The organism is Bradyrhizobium erythrophlei, from assembly GCF_900142985.1.
Classification (GTDB): Bacteria; Pseudomonadota; Alphaproteobacteria; order Rhizobiales; family Xanthobacteraceae; genus Bradyrhizobium; species Bradyrhizobium erythrophlei_B.
In genome coordinates this window covers 7,430,111-7,447,355 of the sequence record NZ_LT670849.1, presented here as the reverse complement: position 1 = coordinate 7,447,355, position 17,245 = coordinate 7,430,111, and the positions used below count along the sequence as shown (strand labels likewise).

Sequence of the window (17,245 nt, the reverse complement as noted above, 5' to 3'; positions counted from 1 at the left end):
AGAGCCAAATAAAGAGGGAGAAGAGGGCAATGAATAGTTTCACACCGGATCGGCGTTCGCTGCTGAAGGCGGGCGGCGGCCTGCTGGCGGCCGCGGCCACCATGTCGGCCGAACAATTGCTCGGCTACGCCAAGGCGTGGGCGCAGGCCTCGCAGTGGAAGCCGGAAGCCGGCGCCAAGATCAACCTGTTGCGCTGGAAGCGTTTTGTCGAATCCGAAGATGTTGCGTTCATGAAGATTGTCGACGCCTTCCAGAAGGCGACCGGCGTCACCGTCAACGTCTCCAACGAATCCTACGACGACCTTCAGCCGAAGGCTTCGGTCGCCGCCAACACGGGGCAGGGCCTCGACATCGTGTGGGGCCTTTATTCGCTGCCGTTCCTGTTCCCGAACAAATGCACCGACATGACCGATGTCGCCGACTATCTGGCGCAGAAGGGCGGCGGCTGGACCAAGTCGGGTGAGGCCTACGGTAAATATGACGGCAAATGGATCGGCATTCCCGTCGCCGCCACCGGCGCGCTGATGAACTATCGCGTCGCCGCGATGGAAAAGGCCGGTCACAAGGAGTTTCCGAAGGACCTCGCCAGCTTTGCCGATCTCGTTAAGGGCCTCAACAAGAACGGCACGCCGGCCGGCATGGCGGTCGGACACGCCTCTGGCGATGCCAACACCTGGCTGCACTGGGCGCTGTGGGCGCACGGCGGCAACCTGATCGACGCCAACAACAAGGTCGTCATCAACTCGCCGGAGACCGCGAAATCGCTCGAATACGTCAAGGGCCTCTATGACAACTTCATTCCGGGCACCGCGTCCTGGAACGACAGCTCCAACAACAAGGCCTTCCTGGCCGGCCAGCTTTATCTGACCGTCAACGGCATCTCGATCTACGTCACGGCGAAGAAGGAAAATCCGCAGATCGCCGAGGACATGAACCACGCCGATCTGCCGGCGGGTGTTGACGGCAAGGTCCGGGAAATGAACCTCGGTTTCCCGATCCTGGTGTTCAACTTCACCAAGTTCCCGCAGGCCTGCAAGGCGTTCACCGCCTTCATGATGGAACCGGAGCAGTTCAATCCCTGGGTCGAGGCGGCGCAAGGCTATCTGTCGCCATTCCTGGCCGGCTTTGCCAAAAATCCGATCTGGACCGCCGACCCCAAGAACACGCCGTATCGCAACGTGGCCGAGGTTTCGCTGACTCCGGCCGGCATCGGCAAGATGGGCGAGAACGCGGCGGCTGCGATTGCCGACTTCGTCGTGGTCGACATGTTCGCGAACTACTGCACCGGTCGCGAGGACGTGAAGACCGCGATGGCGTCGGCGGAGCGTTCCGCCAAGCGCATCTTCCGCTAGGATATCGAGGCCGGTGTCGCGGAAGCTGCGGCGCCGGCCTTACTCTTTGTTGACGGTCCGGATTTCGTCCGGCACGGAATTGGAGCGAGATGACGACCCTTCAGACATCTGCCCCCATCAGGGCGGCGCGCATCGAGACCCCGTCGCTATGGTCGCGGTTGAAGTTCAACCGCAACTTCATGGCACTGTGGTTCATGCTGCCTGCGGCCGCGTTCCTGATTCTGTTTTTGGCCTATCCGCTCGGCCTCGGCGTCTGGATGAGCTTCACCGACGAGCGCATCGGCCGCGGCGGCATTTTCGTCGGCCTCGAGAACTACGAATGGCTGTGGGATGACACCATCTTCTGGCTCTCGGTGTTCAACACGCTGCTCTATACGATCGTGGCGAGCGCCATCAAATTCGCAATCGGGCTTTATCTGGCGCTGCTCTTGAACCGCAACATGCCGTTCAAGGCGATGATCCGCTCCATCGTGCTGATTCCCTTCATCGTGCCGACGGTGCTCTCCGCAATCGCGTTCTGGTGGATCTACGATTCCCAGTTCTCGATCATCTCCTGGTCGCTGATCAAGCTTGGCCTGATCGAACACAACATCAACTTCCTCGGCGATTCCAGTTGGGCGCGCTTCAGCGTGATTTTCGCCAATATCTGGCGCGGCGTGCCTTTCGTCGCGATCACGCTGCTGGCCGGCCTGCAAACCGTGTCGCCCTCGCTCTATGAGGCGGCGACACTCGACGGTGCCACCAACTGGCAGCGCTTCCGCTTCATCACTTATCCGTTGCTGACGCCGATCATCGCGGTGGTGATGACTTTCTCTGTGCTGTTCACCTTCACCGACTTCCAGCTGATCTGGGCGCTGACCCGCGGCGGTCCGGTCAACGCCACGCACCTGATGGCGACCTTGAGCTATCAACGCGGCATCATTTCGGGGCGTCTCGGCGAAGGCGCGGCGATTGCGACCGCCATGATCCCGTTCCTGCTGGCCGCGATCGCGATCTCGTGGTTCGGCATGCAGCGCCGCAAATGGCAGCAAGGATCGACCAATGACTGATTCCGCGCTTCCGTCCAAAGCTCCCGTTACCGCCAGCGATGACAGCGAGGGCATGAGCTATCTGGAGTCGCTGCCGCGGCGCGTGGTGACGCTCTATATTCCGCTCGGGTTGATCCTGATCATCCTGCTGTTTCCGTTCTACTGGATGGCGCTGACGTCGATCAAGCCCGACGAGCAGCTCATCGACATGAACACCTACAATCCGTTCTGGGTGGTTCATCCGACGCTCAAGCACATCAACAAGCTCCTGTTCGAGACGCAGTATCCGCGCTGGCTCTGGAACACGATGTATGTCGCGGTCGGCGCCACCATGCTCTCGATCATCGCAAGCGTGCTGGCGGCCTATGCCATCGTGCGCCTGCGCTTCAAGGGCGCGGACACCGTCGGCGTCCTGATCTTCTTTGCCTATCTGGTGCCGCCGTCGATCCTGTTCATTCCGCTGGCCTCGGTGATCCAGGCCTACGGCCTGTTCGACTCGCCGCTGTCGCTGATTTTGGTCTACCCGACGCTGCTCATTCCGTTCTCGACCTGGCTCTTGATGGGATACTTCAAGACCATTCCCTTTGAGCTTGAGGAATGCGCGCTGATCGACGGCGCCTCGCGCTGGCAGATCCTGACCCGCATCGTGGTGCCGCTCGCCGTTCCCGGCCTGATCTCGGCCTTCATCTTCTCGTTCACGCTGTGCTGGAACGAGTTCATCTACGCGCTGACGTTCCTGCAATCGACGCCGAACAAGACCGTGCCGGTCGCGATCGTCAACGAATTCGTCGACGGCGACATCTACAAATGGGGCTCGCTGATGGCGGGCGCCTTGGTCGGTTCGCTGCCGCTCGTGATCCTCTATGCTTTCTTCGTCGAGCACTATGTGTCGGCGATGACGGGCGCCGTCAAAGAGTGACGGCCCAGCGGTTCGTCCTATAATCGCTCCACAACGCTCTAGAAAAAACGGGAGTGGAATCTTGCATATTCTGGTTCTGGGTGCGGCCGGCATGGTCGGCCGCAAATTGGTGGATGGCCTCGTCGCTGATGGCCGGTTGGGCAAGGCCGAAATCACCAAAATGACGCTGCATGACGTGGTGGCACCGAAGCAGCCCGAAAAGGCCGGCTTTCCCGTCGAGGTGTTGTCCGGCGACTTCGCGATAGCTGGCGTGCCTGAGAAGCTGATCGCCGGCCGCCCCGACGTGGTCTTTCATCTCGCGGCAATCGTGTCGGGTGAAGCCGAGCTCGACTTTGACAAGGGCTATCGCATCAACCTCGACGGCACGCGGATGCTGTTCGACGCCATCCGCCTGGTCGGCGGCAGCTACAAGCCGCGCGTGGTGTTCACCTCGTCGATCGCGGTGTTCGGCGCGCCATTCCCGGACGCCATCGGCGACGAATTCTTCAACACGCCGCTATTGAGCTACGGCACCCAGAAGACGATCGGCGAACTTCTGCTCGCCGACTACACCCGCCGCGGCTTCATGGACGGCGTCGGCATTCGCCTGCCGACCATCAACATTCGTCCCGGACTTCCGAACAAGGCGGCGTCCGGCTTCTTCTCCGGCATCTTGCGTGAGCCGCTCGCGGGCAAGGAAGCCATTTTGCCGGTATCGGAGGATGTGCGGCACTGGCATGCCTCGCCGCGCTCTGCGGTCGGCTTCCTGGTCCATGCCGGCAGCATGGACACAGCTAAGATCGGTCCGCGGCGCAACCTGACCATGCCCGGCATTTCCGCAACCGTCGGCGAACAGATCGCAGCCCTCAAACGCGTGGCGGGCGAGAAGGTCGCCGCGCGCATCAAGCGTGAGCCGGATCCGTTCATTGTCGGCATTGTCGCGGGATGGCCGCGCAATTTTGATCCCAAGCGATCGCTTGAACTCGGCTTCACCACGGCCGAAAAATCGTTCGACGATATCATCCGGATTCACATCGACGACGAATTGGGTGGTAAGTTCGTCGCCTGAGTTTTTCGAAATCTGCGGGAGGACGACCATGACAGCCAGCATCATCGGATGGGCGCATACGCCCTTTGGCAAATTCGACGCCGAGACCGTCGAGAGCCTGGTGGTCAAGGTCGCCAATGAGGCCCTTAGCGATGCCGGCGTTGCCGCGGCCGATGTCGATGAAATCGTGCTCGGGCATTTCGGCTCCGGCTTCTCGCCCCAGGAATTCACCGCGGCGTTGGTTCTGCAGGCTGATCCGAATCTGCGTTTCAAGCCGGCCACCCGGGTCGAGAACGCCTGCGCCACGGGATCGGCCGCGGTGCATCAGGGCATTCGAGCTATCGCTTCGGGCGCGGCCAAAATCGTGCTCGTTGTCGGCGTCGAGCAGATGACGCGCACGCCCGGTCCCGAGATCGGCCGCAACCTGTTGCGCGCGTCCTATTTGCCGGAAGATGGCGACACCCCCGGCGGCTTCGCCGGCGTGTTCGGCAAGATCGCGCAAGGCTACTTCCAGAAATACGGCGATCAGTCCGATGCGCTCGCCATGATCGCGGCCAAGAATCACAAGAACGGCGTCGCCAACCCCTACGCGCAGATGCGCAAGGATCTCGGCTTTGAATTCTGCCGCTCCGAAAGCGAAAAGAATCCCTATGTCGCGGGTCCTTTGAAGCGCACCGACTGCTCGCTGGTCTCGGACGGCGCGGCCGCGCTGGTCCTCACCGATGCCGAGACCGCCACGAAGATGGGCAAGGCGGTGAACTTCCGCAGCGTCGCGCACGCGCAGGATTTCCTGCCGATGAGTAAGCGCGATATCCTGCAATTCGAGGGCTGTAGCGTGGCCTGGGCTCGTGCGCTGCAGAGGGCAGGTATCAAGCTTTCCGATCTTTCCTTTGTCGAGACGCATGACTGCTTCACGGTCGCCGAATTGATCGAGTACGAGGCGATGGGCCTGACGCCGCGCGGGCAGGGCGCGCGCGCCATCAAAGAAGGCTGGACGCAAAAGGACGGCAAGCTGCCGGTCAACCCGTCCGGTGGGTTGAAGGCCAAGGGCCATCCGATCGGCGCGACTGGCGTGTCCATGCATGTGATGACCGCGATGCAGTTGACCGGCCAGGCGCCGGAAGGCATGCAACTGGCCAACGCCAAGCTCGGCGGCATCTTCAACATGGGAGGTGCTGCGGTCGCCAACTATGTCTCGATCCTGGAGCCTGCGAAGTAAGCGAGGCGCTAGTGGAGTGGATTTGACATTCGCTCCCCGCCTCGCCGCAGACTCTCAAAGCGAATGTCAAATCCAAAAACGCCACTGGAAACTTATATTTGCTGGTGGTCCTTTGATTCTAACATTTGCAAAAGTGACTGCTGAGAAGGGATGCAAATGTTAGAATCGGACCACTAGCGATGAACATCGCCGAATGGCTCGCTTCGACCGCCAGGCTTCGCCCGAATGCGCCGGCGTTACTCACCGGCTTCGATCTCGACGCGGACTACAGGACCTTTGCACGCCGCGCCTCGGCCATTGGCGCGGCGCTGGCGCGTGACCACTCCATCGCGCCCGGCGATCGGGTCGCGGTGTTTGCCTCCAACTGCACGCAATATCTCGAATGCCTTTACGGCATCTGGTGGATGGGCGCGGCGGCCATCCCGATCAATGCCAAGCTTCACGGGCGCGAGGCCGCCTGGATTTGCAGCGACGCCGGCGCAAAACTTATCTTCGTTTCCGACGATACGACCGCGGCGCTGCTGGAGGCCAAGGGCGACGTGCCGTCTGCGATGGCGATGCTGTCGCTCGATAGCGATGCCTTCCGGGCGATGCGCGAAGGCGAAGGGACACCTGCACCGCTGGCACGCGATGTCGATGACCTCGCCTGGCTGTTTTATACCTCCGGCACCACCGGCCGGCCGAAAGGCGTGATGCTCAGCCACGGCAATCTGGTCGCGGCCTCGACGTGCTATCTCATCGATGTCGACCCGGCGACGCCGAAGGATGCCTCGCTCTATGCCGCGCCGATCTCGCATGGCGCGGGGCTTTATAACTTCCCGCACACCCGCATGGGTGGACGGCATGTGGTGCCTGAATCCGGCGGGTTCGATCCGGACGAAGTGCTCAATCTTGCGCGCAATCTCGAAAACGTCGTGATGTTCGGCGCGCCGACCATGGTCCGCCGGCTGGTCGATGCCGCCAAGCGGCGCGGCGAGAACGGCGAGGGCATCCGCACCATCATCTATGGCGGCGGCCCGATGTATCTCGCCGATATCCGCGAGGCGATTGCGGTCATGGGTCAGCGCTTCGTGCAGATTTACGGCCAGGGTGAATCGCCGATGACGATCACGTCGCTGACCCGCGAATGGCATACGAAGACCGATCACCCGCGATATCTGGAGCGGCTGGCTTCCGTCGGCACCGCGCAGAGCGTGATGTCGGTCCGTATCACGGACAAAGACGGCCGGCCGTTGCCCACAGGCGAGACCGGTGAAGTCGAAGCCAAGGGCACCGCTGTCATGCTCGGCTACTGGAACAATCCGAAGGCCAATGCCGAAACGCTGAAGGACGGCTGGTTGCGCACTGGCGACGTCGGCCGCCTCGATGAGGACGGTTTCCTGACGCTGTCCGACCGCTCCAAGGACGTGATCATTTCCGGCGGCACCAATATCTATCCGCGCGAGGTGGAAGAAGCACTGCTGACGCATGCGGATGTGCGCGAGGTTTCGGCGATCGGGGTACCAGATCCCGACTGGGGCGAGATCGTCGTGGCCTGCGTGGTGCTGGAAGACGGCGCGACACGGGATGACGCCAAACTGGATGCACATTGTCTGGCGTCGATCGCGCGCTTCAAGCGGCCCAAGCGCTATGTCTATCTGGATGCCTTGCCGAAGAACAACTACGGCAAGGTGCTCAAGACCGAATTGCGGCAGATGATGCGGAAATAAAGAGAGCACCCTTTTGCCAAAAGCGAAACAGTTCGCTAGCGATAAGGATAATTTACAACTAATTGGCGAATATCGCCTCTAAGTCGATTTTATTGACCGTCGTCACTTTGGGCAGAGAGAAATCGTGAAGACACTCTTCTTCATCTTAGCCAGCCTCTATATCCTTTCGATCGTTTATGCCCAACTGATCTGCTCGATTGTGCCTTGGTTTGGACACCAGTGTCACGGTCCAAGCCTAGACGTCTGGATGCTCCCATTTTTCTCGGCACCCGTTGGAATACCTGCGGTGATCATCAGCGCTGTTGAGTTGGTGTGGGGACGCGCGCCGGGTCCATGACGCGGAAATAGAAAGAAGCCCGGCGATACGATCGCCGGGCTTCGGATGTTTCAGTAGTGGCTGAGCTTAGTTGCCTGCCAGATTCTGAACCTTCGCGTTCAGCAGCTGCGCCTTGATGATCAGCTCCAGCGTCGTGCCGTCGAAGCGGATCGGCTGGTTCTTGAACGCCGCGCCGTCGAGCAGCTCGATCATCTGCCCGGCCAGCGCGTTTCGCTCGTCGGTGATCGAACCGATCTTGGTCAGGAACTTGCCGTAGGTCGCATCGTCGCCGGTGATCGCGTGATTGGCAGCGACGAGACTTTTGACCCCGAGCGGTCCCTTGGTGGCGTTGATCTCCTTGTAGGACTGAGCGAGAGCCGTGTAGGCGAACGAACTGTCGCGCAGTGAGTCAGGCAACGCATGGGCTTCGAGATTTTCGACCAGCACGCGGCCGTCATGCACATAGGAGTCCTTCAGGCCAAGAAGGGCCATGACGGTCGGACGCAGGTCGGTGTGGTCGGAGAACACGCCGTCAAACCGGCCTTGCTTCGCGACGCCGGGGCCGGCCAAACCGAACCAGGTCTGGGTGATGTCCTTCTGGAAGTCGCCGTGGTTCCAGGCAAAGCCCGTTTCCTCGGAGGTACAGGCGGGCGGCTGCGTGCAGTCCTTGCCGTGCGCAGCCGAAGTGGCACTCGTCGCCGAGATGAAGTAGTTGTCGTTGGCGAAGATGGTGAAGGTCGGCACGCGGTCGGCAGCGTTCGGAACCATGTGCAGAAGCTTCATTTCCGCCCGGTCGGCGAGCAGCTCCGACAGCTTGTCGTTGGTGTTGGTGATCGGGTTGAGGACGGTGAGGGCATCGACGTCATGCTCCATCGTCCGCGTCACGGTGTCGGTCGGACCGGGGTTGCCGGCGATGTAGACCGTCGGCGCGTCGTCGGAGTGAACCGAGAACAGCGTCTTGTTCCCCCGCTGTGTCAGCAACAAACGGTCGATCGAGGTGTCGATTTCGCCGACGTGGCTGTAGGTGCAGGGCACATGAATGCCATCGCAATTCGCCGGGCTTGGCGCACTGCCGACGAAATGATCGTTTTCGTCAGCGGTGACGACGAACAGGGTATTTTCCTTGGTGATGCCGTCTGCCTTGAGCCGCGCAAAGAACTTTCCGAACGCCGCGTCATAGGTCTTGACCTGCGCGACGTAGCCGGCTTCGCCCGGACCGAACGTGCTTTCGGTGCTGAACGACTTGCCGAGCTGGTTGTCGTGAACGTCGGAGATATAGAAGTAGACGACGGGCACGCCGGCTTCCAGCATGGACGCGACATAGCCAAGCGATTGCGAGGCGGTCGGATCGAAGCCGGGGAAGCCGGGATTGGGAGGCGTGCTGCTGTCGGTAATCGGCTTGCCATCCATATCCATCACAACCGGACCGCCCACGATCGCGGGCGCGACGTACTTGTTGCCGTAGAGGGCGTTGAAGCCGTTATAGCCACCCGGTTCGTCCGGCAGCAGGTCGGGCTTGGCGTGGGCGCTGCCGGCGCAAAGCGGGCTGTTTTGCGCGCAGTGGATCGCAATGCCTTCGAAGTCCGCGATTGCCTGGGCTTTCGTGGCCGCCGTGTTGGCTTCGATCCCTTCCGGAGAAGTCGCGCCGAACACCGTATTGACGTCGGCCGGGATGCTTTCGAACTCGATATTGGCCGTGGAGAAGCCGCCGACGTCGCAGCCGGCGCGGGTGAACGGGACCCATGGCGCGGGAGCCGTTTTGCCCTTTTCGTTGATCATTTGCGGCAGGCCGTCCGCGCTCAGTCCGGTCCAGTACAGGAACGAGGTCTGGAAGCCGACGGAGCCGTCAGCATGGAAGAAGCCGTAGCTGTTGGCGACGGTCCAGCCGAAGCGGTCACCATAGAGACCGGTCAGCACCGAAACGATGTCCTGCGCGGTGTGCGAAATCAGCGGCGTGAAGTGATTGCCGCTCACGGTGCCGTTCTCCTGCAGGAAGTTGAGCAGATTCGGCATCTGCTCGAGATCCGACGGCACGTTCGGATTGTCACGGCGCAAATGGACGTTATCAAAGGTCAGAAAGACAACGCGCTTGATCTTGTTACCTGCCGATTGGAAATGGCAGGACGCCTGAACCGGGGCGGGTTTGTCGGCCTTCGCGGGGCTAGCGGCGAAAGCTGCGGCAGCGGCAGCAATGAGCGTCGTCGCCAGCGGCTTTTTCAGCTGCGGCACAAATGCGATCGAGGTTCCCCTCAACCAGGCTTTCAATCTTTCCATTCTCTATCTCCCGATGTCGGTGCATGAACGAAGTTTGCCGACTGCGGGATTTATGTTGCGTCGTGTTTCGGTGGCTTGACGGCGCGGTGACGTTTGCAAGTCATGAATATGAATGCGGCGATGATGCAACTCACGCGTGATTCAACTTTCGGGAAGAATTTCAATCGCCTGACAACTGCTCTCATTCGAACGAAGGAGTGTGCGCGTTTTTTGTTTTTCAACAGCTGTCGAAATCTTGTGGCGCGATGACGCGCCATGACACAGCTTCGCTGCGCATTTTTGATCCCGGCAAGGATGAAGCTTGATCGCGCGGCGGATGGGAGATTTGGACAACGTTCTGATGCGCAGCCGCGCGCGGCGACATCTTCCAAACACACGCCACCAACCGATTGGCGGACAGGCAAGGCCGCTTCGCCCGCCGGTTGCAGGAACTTGCCGCAGTCGCAAAATCGCGAGGGATTTCAATCCGATTTGGATCGGCTAGCGCATGCGGCCATACGGCGGCAAGCCTTGATCTTGCGGACGGCCTGTCGTTACTAGGTCGTCACAAGCATAAATTTCTTGGTTTTCGGGAGAAACGGCAGTGCCGCCTATTTGAAGTTCCTGCGCCACAAGCGGCGAATCCGACTCAGGAACTTCAAATAGAAAAGCGGCACTGGAATCAAAGAGTTTGCTAGTGCCCATAACTTTCCGAAGTTCGTGAAAGGTGGGCGCTGGGGCGGGAACGAACTTCGGAAAGAGGGCACTAGCCATGGGGCCGCTTCAGGGCGTCAAGGTCATCGACATGACGACCGTGCTGATGGGACCTTATGCCGCCCAGATGCTCGGCGATTACGGCGCCGATGTCATCAAGGTCGAGAGCCTCGAGGGCGACGTCACGCGGTTGATCGGACCTGCGCGGCATCCCGGTATGGGGCCGGTATTCCTCAACACCAACCGCAGCAAGCGCTCGATCGCGCTCGATCTGAAAAAGCCGGGCGGCCGCGACGCGGTGCTGCGGCTGCTCAAGACAGCCGATGTCCTGATCTACAACGTGCGGCCGCAGGCGATGAGCCGCCTGCAACTCGGCTACGACGTCGTCTCCAAGGTTAATCCGCGGCTGATCTATGCCGGCGTGTTCGGTTTCGGTCAGGACGGCCCGTATGCGACCAAGCCTGCCTATGACGACCTGATCCAGGGCGCGACCGCGTTGCCGGCGCTGATGGCGCAGACCGGCGACGGCGTGCCGCGCTATGTGCCAAACGCGTTGGTCGACCGCATCGTGGGCTTGACCGCGGTCGGGGCCATCTGTGCAAGCCTCGTGCACCGCGACCGCACCGGCCAAGGTCAGCGGCTGGATATTCCGATGTTCGAGACCATGGCAGGCTTCGTCATGGGCGACCACATGGGCGGTCTCACCTATGAGCCGCCGCTCGACAAGGGCGGCTATGCGCGGCACCTGTCGCGCGACCGCCGTCCCTACAAGACCGCTGACGGCCATATCTGCGTGATCGTCTATAACGACAAGCAGTGGGCGAGCTTCTTTGAAGCCACCGGCCGCGACGACCTGCGCGCCGATCCCGTGTTTTCGACCTTTGCGGGCCGCGCCACCAATATCGACACGGTCTATGCCGAGCTTGCCCGCATCTTCGAGACGAAAACCACGGCCGAATGGATTGAACTGCTGACCAGGGCCGATATTCCCGTCATGCCGATGCACGATCTCGAAAGCATCTTGCAGGACCCGCACCTTGCCGCGACCGGTTTCTTTCCGGTGGTCGATCATCCGAGCGAGGGCAAGATCCGCAGCATGAAGGCGTCGGCGCGATGGTCGGAAACGCCGGTCGAACCCTCGCGGCTGGCGCCGCGTCTGAACGAGCACGGCAGCGAAATCCTCCAAGCGGCCGGTTTCTCGGAAGCAGAGATTGCGAGCCTGGTGCGCGAGGGCGCAACGCTCGGCGCGCAAGGCCCGGCCACGAGGTAACGCCATGGATTTTGCGCTGACAGCCAACCAGGAATCGATCCGCGACGCCGTTGCAAAAACCTGCGCGCGCTTTGACGACGCCTATTGGCTGAAGAAGGACAAGGAAGGCGGCTACCCTTCGGATTTCCACCGTGCGCTGGCGGATGCCGGCTGGCTCGGCATCTGCATCCCCGAAGAATATGGCGGCTCGGGTCTTGGCATTATGGATGCCGCGATCATGATGCATACGATCGCGAGATCCGGCGCCGGTATGTCGGGCGCATCCGCGGTGCATATGAATGTGTTCGGGCTCAACCCGGTCGTCGTGTTCGGCACCAAGGAACAATGCGAGAGGATGCTGCCGCCGATCGTCTCGGGCGAGCACCGGTCCTGTTTTGCCGTCACCGAGCCCAATACCGGCCTCAACACCACGCAGTTGAAGACCCGGGCCGTGCGTTCAGGCGACAAATATATCGTCAACGGACAGAAGGTCTGGATTTCGACCGCACAGGTCGCCGAGAAAATTCTGCTGCTGGCGCGCACCACGCCGCTTGAGGAGGTCCAAAGCCCGACCCACGGCTTAAGCCTGTTCTATACGGATTTCGACCGCAGCCGGATTTCAGCGCGGGAAATCGAGAAGATGGGCCGCAAGGCGGTCGATTCCAACGAGCTCTTCATTACCGATTTCGAAATCCCGGTGGCGGATCGCCTGGGCGAGGAGGGGCGGGGTTTCGAATATATCCTGCACGGCATGAATCCGGAGCGCATCCTGATTGCGGCCGAAGCGGTCGGCCTCGGCCAGCTCGCGCTGTCGCGCGCCGCGGCCTATGCCAAGGAACGCAACGTCTTCAACCGGCCGATCGGCAAGAACCAGGCCATCCAGCATCCGCTGGCGGAAAACTGGATGGAACTGGAGGCAGCGTGGCTGATGACGCTCAAGGCCGCCTGGCAATACGATGAAGGACAGGCTTGTGGACCGGCGGCCAATGCCGCGAAATATCTGGCCGGAGAAGCCGGGTTTCACGCCTGCGAACAGGCCGTCATGACCCATGGCGGCTTTGGCTATGCCAAGGAGTTTCACGTCGAGCGTTACCTGCGCGAATCCTTGATCCCGCGCATCGCCCCGATCAGCCCGCAGCTCATCCTCAGTTTCATTGCCGAAAAGGTGCTGGGCTTGCCGAAGTCGTATTGAGGCGGCTATCTCCCCTGGAAAACACTGTGCACGCTAAGGATAGACCATGACCCGTCTCAAGGCCGCGCTCGACCCGCGCTCCGTCGCCATCATCGGCGCTTCGGAAAACCCCAACAAGGTTGGCGGCCGGCCAGTGCATTACCTCGACAAGTTCGGGTTCAAGGGCAAGATTTTCCCGATCAATCCGTCCCGGTCCGAGGTGCAGGGCCACAAATGCTACAAGAGCCTCGCCGACCTTCCCGAGGCGCCAGACATGACGATCGTCGCGGTTGCCGGCGACAACGCCATCGGCACCGTGGAAGATTGCGCTGCACACGGCGTCAAGGTCGCGGTGGTGATGGCGTCGGGCTTCGGTGAAGTCGACGCGGTCGCCGGCAAGGCGAAAGAGCGGCGCATGGTCGAGGCCGCGCATAAGGCCGGCATGCGCATCGTCGGGCCGAATTCGCAGGGGCTTGCCAATTTTGGCACCGGGACCATCGCAAGCTTTTCCACCATGTTCATGGAGATGGAGCCGTCCGAAGGGCAGGGCCTTGTCGCGATGCTGAGCCAGAGCGGCGCGTTGTCCTCGGTCCCGGTCGGATTCCTGCGCCAGCGCGGCATCGGCGTGCGCCATACCCATGCGACCGGCAACGATGCCGATATCACGGTCGGCGAACTGGCGGTTGCGGTCGCCGAAGACCCCGAAGTCAAGCTGCTGTTGCTGTATCTCGAAAGCATTCCCGACACGAAATACCTGGAGGAGCTTGCGTCGGTCGCGCTGAAGCGGGATCTGCCGATCGTCGCGCTGAAGTCCGGCCGCTCGGAAGCCGGCCGTCAGGCCGCACAATCGCACACCGGCGCGCTCGCCAATGAAGACCGCGTCGTCGATGCCTTCTTCGAACAACACGGCATCTGGCGTGCGCCCGACATGCGCGGCCTCGTGGAGGCGACCGAGCTTTATCTGAAAGGCTGGAAGCCGAAAGGCAGGCGGTTGGTCGCCATCTCCAATTCCGGCGCGGTCTGCGTCATGACGGCGGATGCGGCCACGAATGTGGGCATGCCGATGGCCAAACTCTCCGCCGAAACCGACAAGAAGCTAAAAGGCATCCTGCCGAGCTTTGCCACCACCACCAATCCGATCGATCTGACCGCGGCGTTGTTGTCGAACAGCCGCCTGTTCGGCGACATCCTTCCCGTCATCGCCGAGGACCCCGCCGCCGACGCGTTCCTGATCGGTGTCCCCGTCGCCGGTCCCGGCTACGATGTCGAGGCCTTTGCACGTGATGCGGCCGCCTTCGGCAAGCAGACGGGCAAGCCGCTGGTCATTGCCGCAACGCAAAAGAGCGTCGCCGATCAGTTCGCCGCGGAGGGCTCCTCCGTCTTCCCGACCGAGACCGAGGCGGTGACTGCGCTGCATCAGTTTTTGGCGCATCGCGAATTGATGGCGCACATCAAGGCACGTCAGGCGAAAGCCGCGCGCGCGCCCTGGGTGCCGGCGGCGACAACCACGATGCTCAATGAAGCCGATAGCCTGGCTTTGTTGGCCGAACGCGGCATCCCCGTGGTGCCGTATCGGCTGTGCCGGTCCCGCGCCGAAGCAATTGCAGCTTTTGAGACCATCGGCGGCCCGGTCGTGGTCAAGGGCTGCTCGGCCGATATCGCCCACAAGTCCGAACTCGGGCTGGTCAAGCTCGGCGTTTCGAGCCGCGAGGAGGCGGGTGAAGTCTGGGCCCAGATGGAAGCGATCATCCGCAAGCATGGCTCGCGGTTCGATGGCGTCATCGTGGCGGCGATGGCCGGCGGCCGGCGCGAGATCATGATCGGCGCGCATCGCGATCCCGTATTCGGTCCCGTGGTCGCGGTCGGCGACGGCGGCAAATATGTCGAGATCTTCCGCGATACCGCGCTGCTGTTGCCGCCTTTCTCGAAAGAGGAGGCGAAGGCGGCGCTTCACAAACTCAGGATTGCGCCGCTGTTTGCGGGCGTGCGCGGCGAACCGCCGATGGACATCGAGGCGCTGTGCGATGCGGTAATGCGAATCGGCGACCTGATGATGGACCCCACGGCCAAAGTGGTGAGCCTCGATCTCAATCCGGTGCTGCTCGACAGCGCTGGCAAGGGCTGCGTGGTGGTGGATGCCGTGGTGTTTCAGGGATAGCGCGTTTTGCCGATGACGTGATCGGCGATCGCGAACGCAACGAAGCAATCCCCCAGGCGACGCGGAACTAGTGCCCCGGATTGCTTCGTCGCATTCGCTCACCCGCACGCTTAGCGGTTAGGTGATTTCACCGCACGTAGAGGACAACGCTGGCGATGACGAGCATGGCCGTCACTGCCATCATTTGCGCAAGTGCCTCCGAGGTCGCCCTTTTAGTGGCGTCCTTCATGCCGTTCTCCCTAGACTCGGGCCTGGGTGACCCGGATATGGGCGCGTTTCATCGGGGCCCGGAAAGGCCCGATGACCGACTGGATTTACTCGGAACACCCCACGACGAGTATTCGCTTTGATTGAGTCCCCACTCAGCGAACATCGACAGGTGTAAGGTCGTTTAGCATTGAGGCGGCTTTTTGGCCCGCCTGTAGCGGGTTTGTGCGGAAGCTGAGGAATTTTGCGAGCCGGCTTGTTGCGGTCGCAAGACAGCGGCTTTACGCTTTTGCGAAGCCGCCATCTCGAAAGGGCGGCCTGAGGCAACACCCGAGGTGAGCCATGGCCCGCATCGACTATTGCGATACATCGAAATCCAACGAGCGCACGAAGGAAATTCTCGGCAAGAATCGCAACGCCAACCTCTTTCGCATGATGGCGCACTCGCCGAGCTATTTCGAACAGTACTGCCGGCTCGGCGGCGCGATCCGGCATCGTGGCGAACTCGATCCCGTGGTGCGCGAACTCGCGATCATCCGAACCGGGATTCTTTGCGAGGCGCCGTATGAGATCGTGGCGCACAAGCGCATCGGCAAAAATATCGGCGTCACCGACGAGCAGAACGAAGCGCTGGAGAATTGGGAAGCGGCGGCCTGCTTCAACGAGGTGCAGCGAGCAGCGCTCGCCTTCACCGACGAGATTATCCGGCTTCGCCGCCCGAGCGATGCGACGTTCAAGGCGATCGCGGCAAAACTTACTCCGGCGGCGCTCGTCGAATTGCAGCTGGCAGTGGGCTTCTACATTATGACGTCGAAGTTTCTCGAAACCTTCGACATCGACATGCAGCCGGTCGAGCAGGTGGTGTAGCCGCGAAGCGCGTCCCAGGTCGCGATCATCGGCTCGCGATGACGGGTTCCATGTTTCGCTGTGCGAACGACGTGCGCGTTTTAAAAGGACCGGTGTTGCCGGCGCGCAGTTGTCGCTTCAAATTCCCTGAGCTAGCCTCCCGTACAAAGTGAAATTTAGTTCCGCTATGCGGAATACGGGAGGGACGGCATGGGGCGACGCTCAGAGCGGCTGAGCAGGCAGGGAGCGCTTGCGCACGAAGCTGCCGGCGAGGGCGATGTCATCCAGGTGGTGTCGCGTGCCTTCGACATTCTGCGCTGCTTCGAAGGCCACGAAGCAAGATTGGGAAATCTGGAAATCTCGAGCCGTTGCGGTCTGCCCCGCTCGACCGTCTCCCGCCTGACGCACACGCTGACGCGCATGGGGCAACTCGTTTATTTGCCGCGCGATCAGAAATATCGCATCGGTCCAAGCGCGGTGGCGATGAGCACCTCGATGATGCGCGGTTTGCAACTGCGTCACCTCATTCGCATGCGCTTGCAGGAGGTCGCCGAAGTACTGCCGGGCACGGTCGGTTTCGTGATCCCGGATCGCTTCCATCTCGTCTATCTCGAGGTCGGCCGCGCCGCCAATGCCATCGGCCTGTCGTCGACGTCGGGGACTCGGATATCGATCGCGAGTACCGCCGCGGGCCATGCCTATGCGGCGGCGCTGGCGCCGGAAGCCGCGGAATCCCTGCTTGCGGACATGGAGCGGGAAATTCCGGAAAGCGCCAAACTGCTGCGGCCGCGCCTCGACGCCGACCGCCATTCCCTGCGCGAGCGCGGCTATGTCACGGTGTGTGGTCTCTGGAGCCCGCACATCAACGGGCTGGCCGTCCCGCTCTGGTCGCCGCAATACCAGACCTTCGTGGTCGTCACCATCGGGCTACTTTCCAACATCTACGACGAGATGCGGCTGCACAGGGATGTCGCGCCAAAAATTCTGGAATTGAGCGTCTCCATTCGGGCTATGCTGCAGGATGGTGAAACCGCGCTGTTTGCCCAGCGCGTGCCAACAGAGGTCCATTAGGAGACC

At 61.5% G+C, this 17,245-nt stretch carries 13 protein-coding genes; 11 read left to right on the top strand and 2 right to left on the bottom strand.

The features are described from left to right. Nucleotides 1-29 precede the first annotated feature (29 nt). From BUA38_RS35815 to BUA38_RS35790, 6 genes are all read left to right on the top strand, one after another. Nucleotides 30-1,352: an ABC transporter substrate-binding protein gene (locus tag BUA38_RS35815; protein ID WP_072825551.1), complete on the top strand. Its 1,323-nt coding sequence runs from the start codon at nt 30-32 to the stop codon at nt 1,350-1,352. An 89-nt stretch (nt 1,353-1,441) separates the two neighbouring features. Further along, entirely contained in the window at nt 1,442-2,401 is a 960-nt protein-coding gene (locus BUA38_RS35810; protein ID WP_072825549.1) for a carbohydrate ABC transporter permease, read from the top strand. Next, nucleotides 2,394-3,299 carry a carbohydrate ABC transporter permease gene (locus BUA38_RS35805; RefSeq protein ID WP_072825547.1) on the top strand — a complete coding sequence of 302 codons (906 nt, stop codon included), beginning with the start codon at nt 2,394-2,396 and terminating at the stop codon, nt 3,297-3,299. Before BUA38_RS35810 ends, BUA38_RS35805 begins: the two co-directional genes overlap by 8 nt. 61 nt (nt 3,300-3,360) lie before the next feature. Beyond that, nucleotides 3,361-4,347 carry a D-erythronate dehydrogenase gene (denD, locus tag BUA38_RS35800; protein WP_072825545.1) on the top strand — a complete coding sequence of 329 codons (987 nt, stop codon included), beginning with the start codon at nt 3,361-3,363 and terminating at the stop codon, nt 4,345-4,347. A gap of 28 nt (nt 4,348-4,375) precedes the next feature. After that, complete coding sequence (locus BUA38_RS35795) at nt 4,376-5,545, top strand: acetyl-CoA acetyltransferase (protein WP_072825543.1); 1,170 nt, start codon at nt 4,376-4,378, stop codon at nt 5,543-5,545. A gap of 179 nt (nt 5,546-5,724) precedes the next feature. Continuing rightward, complete coding sequence (locus BUA38_RS35790) at nt 5,725-7,254, top strand: class I adenylate-forming enzyme family protein (protein ID WP_072825540.1); 1,530 nt, start codon at nt 5,725-5,727, stop codon at nt 7,252-7,254. Nucleotides 7,255-7,657: 403 nt separating this feature from the next. Here BUA38_RS35790 and BUA38_RS35785 read toward each other — a convergent pair whose 3' ends face one another. Both BUA38_RS35785 and BUA38_RS37400 read right to left on the bottom strand, forming a co-directional pair. Further along, nucleotides 7,658-9,844 (bottom strand): hypothetical protein, encoded by a 2,187-nt coding sequence (locus BUA38_RS35785; protein WP_156898887.1) that lies wholly within the window; start codon nt 9,842-9,844, stop codon nt 7,658-7,660. Nucleotides 9,845-10,324: 480 nt separating this feature from the next. Next, entirely contained in the window at nt 10,325-10,597 is a 273-nt protein-coding gene (locus tag BUA38_RS37400) for a hypothetical protein (RefSeq protein WP_156898886.1), read from the bottom strand. Between BUA38_RS37400 and BUA38_RS35780 the strand changes: the two genes are divergently transcribed. The 5 genes from BUA38_RS35780 to BUA38_RS35760 all read left to right on the top strand — a co-directional run bounded on the left by BUA38_RS35780 (nt 10,596) and on the right by BUA38_RS35760 (nt 17,239). Continuing rightward, nucleotides 10,596-11,807, top strand: coding sequence for a CaiB/BaiF CoA transferase family protein (locus BUA38_RS35780; protein WP_072825538.1), 1,212 nt, complete (start codon nt 10,596-10,598; stop codon nt 11,805-11,807). The genes BUA38_RS37400 and BUA38_RS35780 overlap by 2 nt on opposite strands. A 4-nt stretch (nt 11,808-11,811) precedes the next feature. Next, complete coding sequence (locus BUA38_RS35775; RefSeq protein WP_072825536.1) at nt 11,812-12,978, top strand: acyl-CoA dehydrogenase family protein; 1,167 nt, start codon at nt 11,812-11,814, stop codon at nt 12,976-12,978. 46 nt (nt 12,979-13,024) lie between these two features. Next, the gene (locus BUA38_RS35770; protein ID WP_072825534.1) at nt 13,025-15,115 is read left to right on the top strand and encodes an acetate--CoA ligase family protein; all 2,091 of its coding nucleotides are present in this window, start codon (nt 13,025-13,027) and stop codon (nt 15,113-15,115) included. A gap of 549 nt (nt 15,116-15,664) precedes the next feature. After that, nucleotides 15,665-16,189, top strand: coding sequence for a carboxymuconolactone decarboxylase family protein (locus BUA38_RS35765; RefSeq protein WP_072825533.1), 525 nt, complete (start codon nt 15,665-15,667; stop codon nt 16,187-16,189). A 189-nt stretch (nt 16,190-16,378) separates the two neighbouring features. Then, complete coding sequence (locus tag BUA38_RS35760; protein ID WP_172806143.1) at nt 16,379-17,239, top strand: IclR family transcriptional regulator; 861 nt, start codon at nt 16,379-16,381, stop codon at nt 17,237-17,239. The last annotated feature ends 6 nt before the right edge of the window (nt 17,240-17,245 follow it).